General features: G+C 62.4%; 12 protein-coding genes. 7 read left to right on the top strand and 5 right to left on the bottom strand.

Annotated features, from left to right (window positions below; all coding sequences use genetic code 11):
* Nucleotides 1-7: 7 nt before the first annotated feature.
* From JQR87_RS19605 to JQR87_RS19590, 4 genes are all read left to right on the top strand, one after another.
* Complete coding sequence (locus JQR87_RS19605) at nt 8-1,162, top strand: beta-glucosidase (protein WP_407294051.1); 1,155 nt, start codon at nt 8-10, stop codon at nt 1,160-1,162.
* Nucleotides 1,159-2,958, top strand: coding sequence for an ABC transporter ATP-binding protein (locus tag JQR87_RS19600; RefSeq protein WP_407294052.1), 1,800 nt, complete (start codon nt 1,159-1,161; stop codon nt 2,956-2,958). The genes JQR87_RS19605 and JQR87_RS19600 overlap by 4 nt, the downstream gene beginning before the upstream one ends.
* Nucleotides 2,955-3,170, top strand: a complete 216-nt coding sequence (locus JQR87_RS19595) for a KTSC domain-containing protein (RefSeq protein ID WP_407294054.1) — start codon at nt 2,955-2,957, stop codon at nt 3,168-3,170. Before JQR87_RS19600 ends, JQR87_RS19595 begins: the two co-directional genes overlap by 4 nt.
* Before the next feature lie 260 nt (nt 3,171-3,430).
* A complete protein-coding gene (locus JQR87_RS19590; protein ID WP_019341430.1) occupies nt 3,431-3,646 on the top strand; it encodes a dodecin in 216 nt (71 codons plus the stop codon).
* A gap of 69 nt (nt 3,647-3,715) precedes the next feature.
* Here JQR87_RS19590 and JQR87_RS19585 read toward each other — a convergent pair whose 3' ends face one another.
* The 4 genes from JQR87_RS19585 to JQR87_RS19570 all read right to left on the bottom strand — a co-directional run bounded on the left by JQR87_RS19585 (nt 3,716) and on the right by JQR87_RS19570 (nt 7,433).
* The gene (locus JQR87_RS19585) at nt 3,716-5,080 is read right to left on the bottom strand and encodes a cation:proton antiporter (RefSeq protein ID WP_407294055.1); all 1,365 of its coding nucleotides are present in this window, start codon (nt 5,078-5,080) and stop codon (nt 3,716-3,718) included.
* A 339-nt stretch (nt 5,081-5,419) separates the two neighbouring features.
* Entirely contained in the window at nt 5,420-6,415 is a 996-nt protein-coding gene (locus JQR87_RS19580) for an LLM class flavin-dependent oxidoreductase (RefSeq protein ID WP_407294057.1), read from the bottom strand.
* A gap of 61 nt (nt 6,416-6,476) precedes the next feature.
* Nucleotides 6,477-6,887: a hypothetical protein gene (locus tag JQR87_RS19575; protein ID WP_407294058.1), complete on the bottom strand. Its 411-nt coding sequence runs from the start codon at nt 6,885-6,887 to the stop codon at nt 6,477-6,479.
* 120 nt (nt 6,888-7,007) lie between these two features.
* On the bottom strand, nt 7,008-7,433 hold the full coding sequence (locus JQR87_RS19570) for a hypothetical protein (RefSeq protein ID WP_407294060.1): 426 nt from the start codon (nt 7,431-7,433) through the stop codon (nt 7,008-7,010).
* Between the two features lie 106 nt (nt 7,434-7,539).
* Here JQR87_RS19570 and JQR87_RS19565 point away from each other — a divergent pair, with 106 nt between their 5' ends.
* The 3 genes from JQR87_RS19565 to JQR87_RS19555 all read left to right on the top strand — a co-directional run bounded on the left by JQR87_RS19565 (nt 7,540) and on the right by JQR87_RS19555 (nt 10,781).
* Entirely contained in the window at nt 7,540-8,619 is a 1,080-nt protein-coding gene (locus tag JQR87_RS19565) for an aminopeptidase (RefSeq protein ID WP_407297883.1), read from the top strand.
* Nucleotides 8,620-8,870: 251 nt separating this feature from the next.
* On the top strand, nt 8,871-10,046 hold the full coding sequence (locus tag JQR87_RS19560) for a hypothetical protein (protein ID WP_407294062.1): 1,176 nt from the start codon (nt 8,871-8,873) through the stop codon (nt 10,044-10,046).
* 12 nt (nt 10,047-10,058) lie between these two features.
* A complete protein-coding gene (locus JQR87_RS19555) occupies nt 10,059-10,781 on the top strand; it encodes a ferritin-like domain-containing protein (protein ID WP_407294064.1) in 723 nt (240 codons plus the stop codon).
* A gap of 137 nt (nt 10,782-10,918) precedes the next feature.
* Here the strand turns inward: JQR87_RS19555 and JQR87_RS19550 are convergent, their stop codons facing one another.
* Nucleotides 10,919-14,395 carry a DEAD/DEAH box helicase family protein gene (locus JQR87_RS19550; RefSeq protein WP_407294066.1) on the bottom strand — a complete coding sequence of 1,159 codons (3,477 nt, stop codon included), beginning with the start codon at nt 14,393-14,395 and terminating at the stop codon, nt 10,919-10,921.
* Nucleotides 14,396-14,436: the final 41 nt, after the last annotated feature.

The raw sequence follows: 14,436 nt of genomic DNA, 5'->3' as shown, positions 1-14,436 counted from the left end.
CACACGGATGCATCAGCCAAGCTTGTTTCAGAGCTTTTTCCTGGGCGGTTTCGAGTGCTCGACCCACCGTCGCAGCGACGGGCGACGGCTCGATCTGCTGGCCGCCACCGGGCATGACCGCTGGGCCGCGCACGACTACGCAGTGCTGCATCGACATGGCCTGCACAGTGCACGTGACGGCCTGCGTTGGCACCTGATCGAGCCGACGCCGGGGCATTACGACTGGTCGAGTTTCTTGCCTATGCTGCACGCGGCGCAGCGCCAGGGCACCCAGGTGATCTGGGACCTGTGTCATTACGGCTGGCCGGATGACATCGACATCTGGCGGCCACAGTTCGTTGAGCGGTTCGCTCGTTATGCCGCTGCGGCGGCGCAGCTGATCAAGGACGAGACCGATACGGTGCCGTTCTACGCGCCTCTGAACGAGATTTCGTTCTGGGCCTGGGCTGGCGGTGACGAGGCCTATTTCAACCCGATGGCACGCGGCCGTGGCTTCGAATTGAAGCATCAGCTGGTGCGCGCCACCATCGCTGCGATGCAGGCGATCCGCGCTGTTGAACCAAGGGCTCGCTTCGTCCAGGTCGATCCGGCGATTCACGTGGTCGCACGCAACGACCGGCCCGGCCCACAGCGTGATGCCGAGCGCTTCCGTCAGTCGCAGTTCGAAGCCTGGGACATGCTTTGCGGCGAGTCCTGGCCGGGCCTCGGTGGCGCGCCGGAGTACCTCGATGTGCTGGGCGTCAATTACTATTCCAACAACCAGTGGTACCACGGCGACGGCGCCACCATTGAACGCGATAGCCCGGAATACAGGCCCTTCAAGGGCATCCTCAATGAGATCTGGCAGCGCTACAAACGGCCAATATTGATTGCCGAGACGGGTGCCGAAGGCGACGTGCGCGGCGACTGGTTGCGGTACGTCAGCGAGCAGGCCGGCCTGGCCATGCAGCGCGGCGTGCCGGTGGAAGGCATCTGCCTTTATCCGGTGCTGGACTACCCCGGCTGGACCGACGACCGACATTGCCCGGTGGGGTTGCTGGGCTTTCCGGACGAAGCGGGCAACCGCTGTGTGCATCAGGGCCTGGCCGATGAGTTGCGGTTGCAGCAGGCGCGCTTCAGCCACCTGAGTCCGGTTTCGCGCTTGGCCGAAGCCTTGCCATGAACGCCCTCGCGCCGCGCAAACCGCCGCTGGTGCCGCTGCTGCCGGATCGGCCGGTCGCTTTTCTATGGCATTACGTCTGCGCACGGCCCTGGCACTTTGGCGGCCTGCTGCTGCTGATCGTGGGCGCTGCAACCTGTGCGGTAGCGGTGCAATACGGCATGAAGCTGCTGGTCGACGCCATGGCGCAGGGAAGCTCCAACCGGGACGCGGCGGATGTGTGGTTTCCGCTGGGGCTGTTCATCGGCCTGATCGTGGTCGAAAACGTGTTCTGGCGCCTTGGTGGATGGCTCGGCTGCCGCACGGTGGTGGCGAGCATGGTGGACATTCGAGTCGACCTGTTCAAGCATCTGACCGGACACCCGATGCGCTACTTCACCGAGCATTTCGCCGGCTCGCTGGGCAATCGCATCTCGGCGCTGGGCCAGGCGGCAGGCGCGATCTATGGTGGCCTGGCCTGGAAAATCGTACCGCCCATCGTCGACTTCATCGGCGCGGTGGTGGTGCTGCTGACCGTCGACTGGCGCATGGCCGTTGCGCTGATCCTGTTCGTCGCTATCGTTGCGGCGCTGATCACCGGGTTCGGCATTCGCGGTCGCTCCAAGCATCAGCGCTTCGCTGCGCAATCGGCACGGGTCGGCGGCGAGCTGGTCGATGCGGTGTCCAACGTCTGGACCATCAAAGCCTTTTCCGCGCGTGACCGGGAGGCCGAACGTCTGGCCAACGAGATCGGGTACGAGGCCAAGGCCCAGCGTCGCAGCTGGATGTACTTGGAGAAGGCCCGTGTCATCCACGATATCTGCCTGTCGTTGATGGCCGGCGGTATGTTGGTCTGGGCCATCAGCCTGTGGGTGGACGGTTCGGTGACCTCCGGCGATGTAGTGCTTGTCAGCGCCCTGACCTTCCGCATCCTGCACGGCTCGCGGGATCTGGCGCTGGCGCTGGTCGACACGACGCAGCAGATCGGAGCCATTGACGACACCCTGCGCATCATTGTCCAGCCCCACGGGCTGGATGATCCCGAAACGCAGCTGATGCTGGCTCAGGGGGACATTACCTTCGACGACATCAGTTTTGGCTATGCCACGCGCGGGATGATCTTCGAGCACCTCAATCTGCATATCCCGGCCGGGCAGAAGGTCGGGGTTGTCGGACCCTCCGGTGCGGGCAAGTCGACCCTGATCCAGTTACTGCAACGTCTCGACGATGTGCATGCAGGGCGCATTCTTATCGATGGTCAGGACATCCGCTCCGTCAGCCAGAATAGCTTGCGTGAACGGATCGCCGTGGTGCCGCAGGAAACGGCGCTATTCAACCGGTCGATCCGCGAGAACATCCGCTACGGGCGCCCTGAAGCCAGTGATGAAGAGGTGGTGGAGGCGGCCCGCCGCGCCTTCTGCGACGGCTTCATACGCGAGCTTCCCCAGGGTTACGACACGCTGGTCGGCGAGCGCGGCGTGATGCTGTCCGGTGGTCAGCGCCAGCGGCTGGGGATTGCCCGCGCGTTCCTCAAGGACTCGCCCATTCTTATCCTCGACGAGGCGACCTCGGCACTGGATACGCAGTCGGAAGGGGAGATCCAGGCGGCATTGAACAACCTCGTACACAACCGCACCGTGGTGGCAGTCGCGCACCGGCTGTCGACGCTGGCGAGCTTTGATCGGATCATCGTGCTGCGCAACGGACTGATCATCGAGGACGGCGCGCCGATGGAGCTGCGCAACCGCGGCGGTGCCTTCGAGGCCTTATGGAAGATGCAGGCTGAAGGCTTCAACCATCAGGCCGATCAGACCGTATGAAGCGGGTCGTGGTGAACTCGAGCAGCCTGCGTGCCCTGGGCTACGACCCGGACGAGCAGGCGCTCGAAGTCGAGTTCCACAATGGCTCGCAGTACCGCTACGAGCAGGTGCCCGCCGACGTGGTGCAGGCGCTGCTGGAGGCCGATTCCCTCGGGCGATATTTCAATCAGGTGTTCAAGGCGCAGCAATACCCCTACCGGCGCCTCGTTTAACCTGCCGTGCGGGTTTGCCATACAGGCTAGGAGTGGACGCGATCGCGAGCAAGCTCGCTCCTACAGAGATACAACGCCGTCTGCCGGTGGGCTGAGGCCCACACCCTACATTTCAGCCGTCTATTGCAGTTCTGTGCATCTTCTTATCAATGTCCGGATTGAGCCGCCTCGCTGAACTTCCGAGGCGCTAAACGGGCCTCAATGGGAGAGGGACGCGTCATCAACGAGCGGAGGCTCCACAGACCAGAAGGGGACAGCGCATGTCAGATCATCACACGTACAAAAAGATTGAAATCGTCGGCTCCTCACGCAACAGCGTCGATGAGGCGATTCAGAACGGTATCGCTGAAGCCAGCAGCAAACTGCAGAACGTCGAGTGGTTTGAAGTCGGCGAAATCCGTGGCCACGTCGAGAACGGCAAGGTCGGTCACTTCCAGGTCACCATGAAAGTCGGCTTCCGTCTCGCCAACAGCTGATCGGCCACCCAGGCGGCCCGGCAGCGGCTGTCCAGTCAGCTGCCTGGGAGGCCTGTTCGGCTCGTCGTGTCAGGCGTGGTCGGTTGGCGACTGGCCGCGGCTGCGCTCATAGCGTCGGAGCAACGGTTGAGTACTCAGGCCGTGCACAACGATGCTCAGCACCACCACCGAAATCACCAGAGAAATGATCGCCTCGGTCTCTTCCGGCAACAGGCCGTGGGTGACCGCATAGCTCAGGTAATACAGGCTGCCGATCCCTCGGATGCCGAACCAGCCGACCGTCAGGCGTTGGGTACGGTCCAGGTAGCGGCGCGGCATCAGCAGCCAAACGCTCAGCGGACGGATCACCACGAACAGTGCCAGCGCCAAGGGCACCGCGCGCCAGTCCCAATGCACCGAGACCAACACGCCAAGAATGGTCACCAGCAGCACTTCGAGACTGCGTTCCAGCTGGCCGCCGAAGGTCAGGATGTCACCGACCATGACGCCTGCCGCAACCCGAGGCTCGGCGATTTTCTCGATTTCAAGCGGTAGCTCTCGAGGCGTCAGTCCGCCTTCGGCCATATGCGGCACCGCGTGCGCGATAAGTTCTTCGGAGGGGGTATCCGACTCGTCTGCAGCGTCTTTTTCTGCATGACGCAAGCCAAGGCCTGCGGCAAAGACCGCGAGAAACCCCCAGGCGCCAATCAATTCCGCCCCTACGTAGGCCAGCGCAATCAGTGCCAGGGCCAATGAGTCGTTGGGTGACATCGAGGTGTCTGCATTACGCGCCCGGAGGTAGATCGCCAATCTGCCGATAAGCCGGCCGAGCAGATAACCAGACCCCAGCCCCGCCGGCACGGCCCAGACCAGCCGATGCAGCGCCCATTCGGTAACCCAGCCGGTCGCCATGGTCTCTTGTTCGATCAGCAGCAGGCCGAATACCACGAAGGGAAAGGCCGTTCCATCGTTGAAGCCGGCTTCGCCGGACAGGCCGTAGCGAACAGGATCGCTGTCGCGAGAATTGTTCACCTGTACCAGGCTGGCCAGTACGGGGTCGGTCGGTGCGAGGATCGCGCCGATCAGCACCGAGATGCCCCAGCTGAGACCGAACAGGTAATGGCAGAGCGCGGCGACGCCGGCAATGCAGGCGAGCATCACCGGGCCGGCCAGGACGTAGGCGCTTTTCCATGCAGCATGGCGCAGCGGCATGCGCAGTTTGAGGCCGCTTACGAACAGTGACACCAGCACTGCGATTTCGGTGAGGTGCTCCATCCAGCTGGCGATATAGATGAATTCCATTTCCCATAAGCCGACACCGAGCTGGCCGATGAGCAGGCCGAAGCCCAGGTAGATCAGTGAAGTCGTGACCGGCAGCCAGCGCAGGTAGGCGGATGCCAGGGCGAGGATCAACAGCAGGATGCCGAGCACAGCCATCCATTCGAGAAAATTCATGCAGTGGTCCGAGACTGATGCGCCGGGAGTTCGGCACGGGATCAATCATTCGAGCCAGCTGCCCAGGCGAGGTTCAGGGCACCCGGCGGACGGCATGGGTGCCCCGAGCCGGTTGTTGGGTGCTAGCACCGCCTACCTTTTGGTCGGAAGAACCACTGTCGACCTGGCATCACGCCGTCAGGCAGCGAGTCGGAACTGATGCAGGCTCACGAGTGGCCTTGCTTGTGCGCGGCTACGAAAAGTCGCTGAGCACACCTCCGCCCCGTGAGCGCTAGGGTGCGCTGGACAAGAATCGTGTCTGTACGCAGCGCCAGGCGTTCGCCGGCGCTGCGATAGCCATCAGCGCAACCCAGCGAGAATATCGAAGGCGCGGTGGCGGTCGGCGGTTTCGTACAGGTCGCAGGTGAAGATCAGCTCGTCGGCCTGAGTCTGCTCGAGCAGGACGTCCAGGCGTGCGCGGATCTTTTCCGGGCCGCCGATCAGGGCCATACCGAGGAAACTGCCTACTGCGTCCTGTTCGTGAGGCAGCCACTTGCCTTGCATGCTGGTAACCGGAGGTACCAGCACCAGGCTCTGGCCACGGATCAGCGCGAGGATGCGCTGGTAGGCCGTGGTGGCCAGGTACTCGGCCTGCTCGTCGGTGTCGGCGGCCATCAGCGGCACGCCGAGCATCACGTACGGCTTGTCCAGTACCTCTGAGGGGCGGAAGTTCTCACGGTACAGACGAATCGCGTCATGCATGTACCGCGGCGCGAAATGCGAGGCGAAGGCGTAGGGCAAGCCCTTGGCGGCGGCCAGCTGAGCGCTGAACAGGCTCGACCCCAATAGCCAGAGCGGCACATTGCTGCCGGCACCGGGCATGGCGATGACGCGCTGGTTGGGCTGGCGCGGGCCCAGCAATCGCTGCAGTTCCTCTACGTCTGCTGGAAAGTCATCGGCGCTGCCCATGCGGTCGCGGCGCAAAGCATGGGCGGTGAACTGATCGGCGCCTGGTGCGCGTCCCAGCCCCAGCTCGATTCGGCCCGGATAGAGCGCTGCCAAGGTGCCGAACTGCTCGGCCACTACCAGCGGCGCGTGATTGGGCAGCATGACGCCGCCGGCCCCCAGGCGAATCCGTGACGTGCCGGACGCCAGATAGCCGATCAGCACCGAGGTGGCAGCACTGGCGATGCCGTCCATGTTGTGATGTTCAGCGACCCAAAAGCGCTCGAAGCCGAGTTTCTCGACGTGTTGGGCCAGTGCCAGCGAATTGCGCAGGGCTAGCCCTGCGTCGCCGTCATCGCGGATCGGCGCCAGGTCGAGAGTGGAAAAACGGGTGTGTTCGATACGGGACATCGTCTACCTCTTTGCTGACGGGCTCAGGCTGTTGCCTATGGTTCGACGAGAAGTGAGCCGCTCAATAGCAGTGCTCGGCTTCGGCGCGTGCCAGGATGTTGTAATCCTCGTCGCGCAGCCAGCCTTGGGGAGTGAAGCCCAGCGAGCGGGCCTGGAATAGATAGCGCCGTCCGGGCTGGAAATCGTCGTAATTGATCACCATGGTACAGCGCAGGTATTGGGTATCGCCAAAATCGCCGAAGCCGCCACTGCTGATTTCGAATTCATAGCGCGCTTCGAGTTCATGCGCACCGGGGCTGACCTGGAAATAGCGACCATCGGGGGTGCGTTCGCCGTCTAGCTGATCGGACATGAAGATGTCGCTGGGTTGGGCGGTCAGCTCGACCCAGGCCATTTCGGGATCAGGTGCAGGTAGAGGGCCAGCACAGCCCGACAGGCCAAGAGCCAGAACCAATGCGGGAAGCAGACGCATGTTGAATCCTCCGGATAGACCGCAGGATCAGCGCGTGCTGTCACGGTCAGCCAATGAGCCTGAGCCAGATGGGGCTCTTTTTCAACGACTGCACCGCGACAGAACGGTTCAAAGCGAACGTCAGCGGCTGGCAACCCCGCCGCACCCGCGCTCGGTGGCTTTGGCCAGTAACTGGTCGTTCTGGTCGTAGAGTTTCGCCCAGGGGCGGAAACCATAGCCACCGGCGACCAGTCGATAGCGTGCGCCGGCATTGAAGCTGTCGTAGCTCAGGGTCAGCCGGCAGTCCCGGGGCAGTGCCTCGCTGTCGCTTCCCACATTGGCCGGCCCGACTTCGAAGCGGTAGCGCATGCCCAGCTGGTGGCTGCCCGGTTCCACCTGGAAATAGCGGCTGTCATCGAGCGGCTTGTCATCGACCGCGACGGCTACCAACTCAGTGTCGCCATGCGGAGCGAGGTCGATCCAGGCCTGGTTCGGGTCGGGTTTGGGCATCCACATGGCGCAACCGCCCAGGCTGGACAGCGCAAGAGCAAATATCAGGGTTCGCATGAACAGGGTCTCCGACCGGTAGCGGCCTGCTATGTCGCGTCTGCAATTCGGTGGTTGGGTGGGCTTCGATGTCGTTGTAGGCTCATGCGCACCGACCCCTTGGGTCATGCAGGTGGACAAGCGTTTGTTCAGGAAGCCGAAAACCGCCCTTGTCGACAATCGAATCCCTGGTTGGGTTCCGCTATCGCTGAGTATTTTTCTGAGCGGGTGCAGCACCTATTACGGTCAGCTGGCGGTTGGCCAGCTGGATGTGCTGCGTCAACGTGAGTCGGTCGCTGCCATTATCGAGCGGCCCCAGACCGATCCGCAGTTGCGGCAACGGCTCGCCCTCGCGCAGCAGGCCAGACGCTTCGCCAGCTCCACCCTGGCGCTGCCGGACAACGGCAGTTACCAGGTCTACGCAGACATCCAACGGCCCTATGTGGTGTGGAATGTATTTGCCACCGAAGCGTTTTCGGTGGCGCCGCTGACGCACTGTTTTCCGATAGCCGGTTGCGTCGCGTATCGCGGCTACTACCAGGAAGGTCGCGCGCGGGGAGCGGCGGCGCTGCTGAAGGCCAGGGGGTACGACACCACTGTTGCCGGGGTGGAGGCTTACTCCACGCTCGGCTGGTTTGACGACCCGCTGCTCAGCTCGATGCTGCGCTGGGATGACGAGCGGTTGGCCGGGCTGATCTTCCACGAGCTGGCGCACCAGCAGGTTTATCTGGCTGATGACACCGCATTCAACGAATCCTTTGCGTCATTCGTCGAGCATGAAGGGTTGCGGCAGTGGCGCGTAAGTCGCGGCCTGCCGCCAAGAAGCGAGGCCCTACGCAATCAGTATGCCGACCTCAGCAAGCTGGTGCTGGCGACCCGAGACCGCTTGGCCGCGATCTATGCGTCCGGCTTGAGCGAGCCCGCGATGCGTGCCGCGAAGCGTGAAGAATTCATGCGGATGCGTCAGGCCTATCGGCAATTACGCGACGGGCCGTGGAAGGGCAATGGCCGCTTCGATCGCTGGATGGCCCAACCACTGAACAACGCCAGCCTGGTTCCGTTCGGCCTTTATGATCGCTGGGTGCCTGCCTTCTCCGCATTATTCAAGCAGGCCGGCGGCGATTGGCTGCGTTTCTACGAGGAAGTTGCTGCCCTGGGTCGCCTGCCTCCCGACGAGCGGAACCGGCAGTTGGACGCGCTTCGTTGAACCCCTATGCCGCTTCGTTTGAAGCGCGATGCGGCAAGGCGCCGCGGCCAACTCCGGTTCGCTGAATCGAAGCCTGTTCGAAGGGGTTGGGCGCTGCCGCTTGTCGACTCTTTGCATGTTCGCGCCAATATTCACGGAATTGTTTTCCGCTTACCTCCGTCCATTTTTTAGCCGCCAGCTCAGCTGGCCCGTGATCTGGCCGTGCGGAATTCGTACGCCTAGCCAATACAAGCCGTTCAAACGGAGGCTCCATGGATAACCTATCCGGCATTCTCGACAACAAGGGCACGCCCCTTGAAAAGCAGAAGTTCACCTGGAAAGAAATGGCTGGTAAGCCGATCAGCAAGCTAGACGATGATGCCTTCACCCGCGTGCGCATCATTCTCATGAACGGGATCGAAACCGACGCGCTGCGCCTCAAGCATGGCATCGCACGGATTACCGGACAGCTGCGTGGCCCGCTCGCGGAAATCCGCCGCGTCGAGCAACATCAGGCGACGATGGTCAATTGGCTGATTTCTGCCGACCATTCGCCGCTGGAAACCACGGTCGCCTACGAGCAGGTCGCCATCGAGGTGACTGCAGCCGTCGCTCAGACCGAGCCAGACCCCTACCAGGCACAGACCTATCGATTCGGCCTGCTGGAAGATTTCGATCACCTGTACCGCTATTCGGCGATGCTCGATCGTCTCGAAGGCAAGGATGCGAACAACATCCTGCAGGGCTACACCGACATCGTGCCGGGTCGGCAAACCTCCGAGCACCATCGTCATCCGGACAACGACCTGCGCGAAAGCTACGAGAAAGAGCAGGCCGCACTGATCACCAAGATCCATGCGGCGATGATTACGGCCGCCGAGTTCCAGACCCACGACTATTACATGAACATCGGTCCGCTGTTCGCCGATCCGCTGGCGCGTCAGCTGTATGCTGAAATCGCTTCGGTCGAAGAGCAGCATGTGACCCAGTACGGCTCGCTGGCCGACCCGCAGGAATCCTTCATGGAGAAGTGGCTGGTGCACGAGGCGATGGAAGTCTATGCCTACGCCAGCTGCGCCGAACAGGAAACCAACCCGCGCATCAAGGCGATGTGGGAGCGCTTCCTCGATTATGAATTGGGCCATCTGAACGTGGCCTGCGAGCACTTCAAGAACATCGAGCGCCGCGATCCGGCGGAAATTCTCGGCGGTCCGCTGCCGAAGATGATCGAGTTCAAAAGCCAGCGCGATTTCGTCCGTCAGGTCCTGGCGGCTGAGGTCAACCTGCGTACCAGCGGCACCCAGTACGTCGACAAGAGCGAGGAGCCGCAGAACTCCTTGGACTACCGTGCGCAGCTCAATTCCGACGGCATCGCTTCGAACATCGTGTCGGCGGGTTACCAATGGGCGCCGGGCGGCGAACTGATGAAGATGCGCAAGGTTTCTTGAGGAGAGAAGGACATGGCTAATTCAGCAAAACTGGGCACCAACTTCACTGGCGTACAGATGTCCCCGAAGGACACCAAGCGCCTGCTCGATGCCGTCAATGAAATCCATCCAGACGTGCCAGGCGACTCCAAAGGCTTGATGATGGAGCGCGCCACCCGTGCCGAGGAAGCCGATCGCATCGGTTCCGTACCGGTTCCTGGTTCCGCCAAGGGGATGCTCAAGTCGACCTTCGACATGGCGCTGGGCAAGAGCCCTGAGCTTCTGGTCGACAAGCTCGGCGAGCGCCTGGCCTTCGAGCGCAGCGGCGTGCGCATGTACGACGCCATGATTGCCAAGGCAAAGGCCATCAGCATGGCGGATTCCGATCTGATCGGCGTGCTGCAACACATTCGCGACGAAGAGTTCGAACACATGAACATGGTCGCCGAGGCCATCGAAACACTGGGTGCCGACCCGACTGCGCAGACACCCTGTGCCGACGTCGTAGGGGTCAAGTCGATGGGCGTCATGCAGGTGCTCACCGATCCGCGAACCAACATCGCTCAAGGCATCAACGCGTTGCTGACCCTCGAACTCGAAGACAACGCCGCTTGGGAACTGTTGATCGAACTGGCCGAAGCCGGTGGCCATCCCCGGATCGCCAAGGGCTTCCACAAGGCCAAAGAGCAGGAAGACGACCATCTGATCAAGATCAAGACCCTGCTGCGTCGGGACCTGATCAGGCAAGTCCAGTAATACGCGTGCGCTTCAAAGCTTGGCGCGCCTTCGGGCGCGTCTTTTTTATGGGCGCTATTTCAGGCGCGGCAGTTGCTGCAGCATTCAAATCACTCCACCGCTGATTGCTGCGAGGCGCAGTCCGTGCTCGGCTTGCATCAAGCCGCCGCGCCGCGGTTGATCTGTTCGATAACAGCCACGATGGCGTCCGCGTCCGCATCTCCAAATGCCCCGTCCAGCCCCTCGTAGTGCACGGAAGTAAATGGCGGCTCGTACAGCTGCCCCGGCTCGATGGTGCCGTGCCGCGTCAGGCGCTCAATGATCATCTCCACGAAGCGGATCTGTTGGCTGCTGTAGCGGCTGCCGTCGAGGAACCGCGCGAACGCCTCTAATGCGGCGTTGCGATCCAGCCCCACCAGGGAGCGGATGAATAACGGCAGCGGCTTGTCAGTGCCGTAGCACTCGACGAAGCGTTCCCGGCTCTCCACCGGCTCGGATTGATAGACGAAACGCTCCAGTTCCTCGAGGTCCACGGGCGTCAGCGGGCGGTTGTGCTTGAGCTTGGCGATGGCAACGTGGTTTTCGTTAGCGCGAATGTAGGCCTCGACTTTCTTGCGGTACTGCGCCAGGTTGATGCCGGTACTGAAGTTCTGGAGTACCACCTCGGTGGCTTCGCCGATCTGGTCGGTCAGCAGCGTGTAGACCGGGTTGGAGGGCTTGCGCTCGATCAGCTGTATCAGGTTGCGTAGCTTGCGGCGCACCCGCTCGATCATCGGCAATGTGACGTCCTGCCAGAAGTCCTCGCCCTGCACCTCCTGTATGAAATCGAGTTCTGCACGAACGGCCGGAACACTCTCCAGCAGTTCCAGTTGGCTGGCCAGCTCGCGGATGCGATCGCGATAGGCGACGAAGTCATTACTGGCGCGCAGCACAGCCAGTTGGAGATTGGTACAGAGAAGGTCGAACAGCCGGGCGGTGATGTGCTCGGCCTCACGCGCGCTGGGCAGGCCGGCTACATGCGCACGTAGGTCACCCAGCGCCGCGTCGTCCAGCTCATTCCAAACGGTGCGGTCGGCGTAGCGAACCACATGCTCGCGCTCGGTGCGGACGATGAAATTGTCGAGGTTCATCGCTGCGACCTCGCTGTGCAACTCGTTCGTTACGCCCTGACGCAATCCCTCGAACTGGTCGTAGCCGCCGATGGTTTCGGCGACATCATCCGGCACGCGAGTGTCTTTGCCCGAGAGCAGCGAAAGCAGGTCCAGCCGCGCCTTGAACAGGCGCTTGCCCACCGGCTCGGCGACGCTGCCCGGCGCGCCCTTGGGGTGTTCGTTGAAGTATTCAAAGTTGCCGCAAAAATCGAATATGTAGAATTCGCTCTTGTCCGCGCCGGGCGCGAACAGGTCGGGGCACAACCGCGTGCCGCGGCCGAGCATCTGCAAAAACTTCACCTTCGAGCGCACCGCCTTGAAGAACACCAGGTTGAGCACCTGCGGCACGTCGATGCCGGTGTCGAGCATGTCCACGGAAATAGCGATCTGCGGCAGCTTGTTCTGCTTGCTGCCGAAGTCATCGATCAGGCTCTGTGCGTACTTCACCGCGTGGGTGATCACGCGGGCGAACTCGCCCTTGTAATGCGGATAGTTGTGGTCGAAGCGGCGGGCGATGAATTCGGCATGCTTCTGGTTCACGGCGAAGATAATGGTCTTGCCTAGGTTGTCGCCGCCTTCCACCTTCAGGCCGTGCTGCATGAGGTGCTGCAGCATCAGGTCCACGGTGTGCTCGTTGAACAGCTGCTTGTTCACCTCGGCCGCCAGCACCTCGGTCGGTGCATCGCCATCTTCGGCGCGGTCACCCCAGTCCAGCGACTCCCAATGCTCCTTTTCCTCTTCAGTGAGCTGGTCGTAGCGGATGCCCTCACGCACAAACCGGATCGGCACCGACTGCGCCTTCGGCGGCACCAGGTAATTGGCCGCGACCGCCTCGTCGAGACTGTAGGCATCGGTCGGCACGCCCGTCTCGAGGCCGAACAGGTGGTAGGTGTCACGATCCACTTCGTCTCGCGGCGTAGCGGTCAGGCCCACCAGATAACTGTCGAAGTAGCGGAAGATCGCGCCGTACTTCTGGTATACGCTGCGGTGGGCCTCATCGATGATCACCAGATCGAAATGGCCGATGCCATAGCGACGCTGCTCGCCATCCATCTCGTCGATCAGGCCCATCATGGTGGGATAGGTCGAGAGGTAGACGCGGCCCTGGCCGTTCTTTTCTGTCACCAGGTTGACCGGGTTGGAATCCGGCAGATAAGCCTTGAAGGCGCCGACGGCCTGATTGACCAGCGCCACGCGGTCGGCCAGAAACAGCACCCGCTTGGCCCAGTTGGCGCGCATCAGCAGCTCCACCAGGGCGATGGCCGTGCGGGTCTTGCCGGTGCCGGTGGCCATGGTCAGCAGGCCGGCACGCCGACCCTGGCTGAACGTCTCGGTCATGGCCCGGATGGCCCGCTGCTGGTACGAGCGCCCGGCGATCTCGGGGTTGACCGGCAGAGGGCTCAGGTCGCCTTGGAGCTGGCGGCGCTGTACCGCCAGTTCCAGCTCTTCACGGGTATAGAAGCCCTGCACCTCGCGCGGTGGCGCCCGGCGATCGTCCCACAGCCAGGTGTGGTTACCGTTGGAATAGAAAATCAGCGGCCGCTGGCCCTTCTCGGCTTCCAGGCAGTCGGCATAAAGCTTGGCCTGCTGCCGGCCGATATCGGCGTCCTTCAGGCTGCGTTTGGCTTCCACCACGGCCAGCGGCTTGCCATCGGTGCCCCACAACACATAGTCGGCAAAGCCTTCTTGCTTGCTGTTGGGCATGCCCTTGAGCGGCACCTCGATGGAAAGGCTCTTGCCCGCTACCCAGCCGGCTTCGCGCAGCAGCACGTCGATGAAGAAGCGGCGCGTGTCCGCCTCGTCGTAATCGTGGGTATCCGGCACCGCGATGTTCGCCGACTTGGCCTTGGCCAGCTCGGCGCGCTTGGCAGCCAGTTGGGCGTCGAGCTGCGCCAGCAACGCTTCGCGCTCGGCCAGGGTTGCGGCCTGCTCGGCGATGGCCGCTTCACGCTTCTCCAGCTCGGCGTGTTGGTCCTTGAGCTGTTGCTGGAAGCGCTCTTCCTGCTTCTTTAGCTCGGTACGGGTGAAGGCGGCAGCGTCGCTGGTGCTCACCAGCTGCGGCACGCGCTTTTCATCGAAGCCCGCAACAATGCTCTTCGGGTCACTGGTGCGGGTGTAGGTGCGTGCCAGCCAGAACAGCACATGGAACAACTCGCGCACCAGCTTCATCGAGTCGCTGAAACCAACCGCGCCGTTGCCATGCACCGCCTGGTTACCCATGCGCTGGATCAGGCGCATCTTCTGGTGCACTTGCACCGGCACCAGCGCCTCGAATTCCCGGTCCGTCAGCAGTACGTTGAGGCTACGGTCATACGGCATGCGCAGATCGCGGTCGTTCTCGTACAGCCAGTGCACCGTCTGCTCCAGGGCATGGCGGGTGCGCATGCAGCAGGCACGCGGGTCGGAATAGACCAGTTGCTCGGCCCCTTTCGCCGGTTCCAGAAGGGCTTTGAATTCGGGCTCGAGAAACTGGAAATTGGTCATCGTCTCGTCACTTCCTTTGTACGGCGGGCTTGCGCCTTCCA

It is taken from the genome of Stutzerimonas stutzeri (genome assembly GCF_051028275.1).
GTDB lineage: Bacteria > Pseudomonadota > Gammaproteobacteria > Pseudomonadales > Pseudomonadaceae > Stutzerimonas > Stutzerimonas stutzeri_AS.
Note: the sequence above shows the minus strand (reverse complement) of the source record. Positions and strands in the feature narration are given on the sequence as shown.

Coding starts and splice junctions, on each gene's coding strand:
- JQR87_RS19570 (WP_407294060.1), bottom strand. CDS start 7,433: ATGCGAACCCTGATATTTGCTCTTGCGCTGTCCAGCCTGGGCGGTTGC.
- JQR87_RS19580 (WP_407294057.1), bottom strand. CDS start 6,415: ATGTCCCGTATCGAACACACCCGTTTTTCCACTCTCGACCTGGCGCCG.
- JQR87_RS19560 (WP_407294062.1), top strand. CDS start 8,871: ATGGATAACCTATCCGGCATTCTCGACAACAAGGGCACGCCCCTTGAA.
- JQR87_RS19585 (WP_407294055.1), bottom strand. CDS start 5,080: ATGAATTTTCTCGAATGGATGGCTGTGCTCGGCATCCTGCTGTTGATC.
- JQR87_RS19595 (WP_407294054.1), top strand. CDS start 2,955: ATGAAGCGGGTCGTGGTGAACTCGAGCAGCCTGCGTGCCCTGGGCTAC.
- JQR87_RS19590 (WP_019341430.1), top strand. CDS start 3,431: ATGTCAGATCATCACACGTACAAAAAGATTGAAATCGTCGGCTCCTCA.
- JQR87_RS19555 (WP_407294064.1), top strand. CDS start 10,059: ATGGCTAATTCAGCAAAACTGGGCACCAACTTCACTGGCGTACAGATG.
- JQR87_RS19600 (WP_407294052.1), top strand. CDS start 1,159: ATGAACGCCCTCGCGCCGCGCAAACCGCCGCTGGTGCCGCTGCTGCCG.
- JQR87_RS19565 (WP_407297883.1), top strand. CDS start 7,540: ATGCAGGTGGACAAGCGTTTGTTCAGGAAGCCGAAAACCGCCCTTGTC.
- JQR87_RS19605 (WP_407294051.1), top strand. CDS start 8: ATGCATCAGCCAAGCTTGTTTCAGAGCTTTTTCCTGGGCGGTTTCGAG.
- JQR87_RS19575 (WP_407294058.1), bottom strand. CDS start 6,887: ATGCGTCTGCTTCCCGCATTGGTTCTGGCTCTTGGCCTGTCGGGCTGT.
- JQR87_RS19550 (WP_407294066.1), bottom strand. CDS start 14,395: ATGACCAATTTCCAGTTTCTCGAGCCCGAATTCAAAGCCCTTCTGGAA.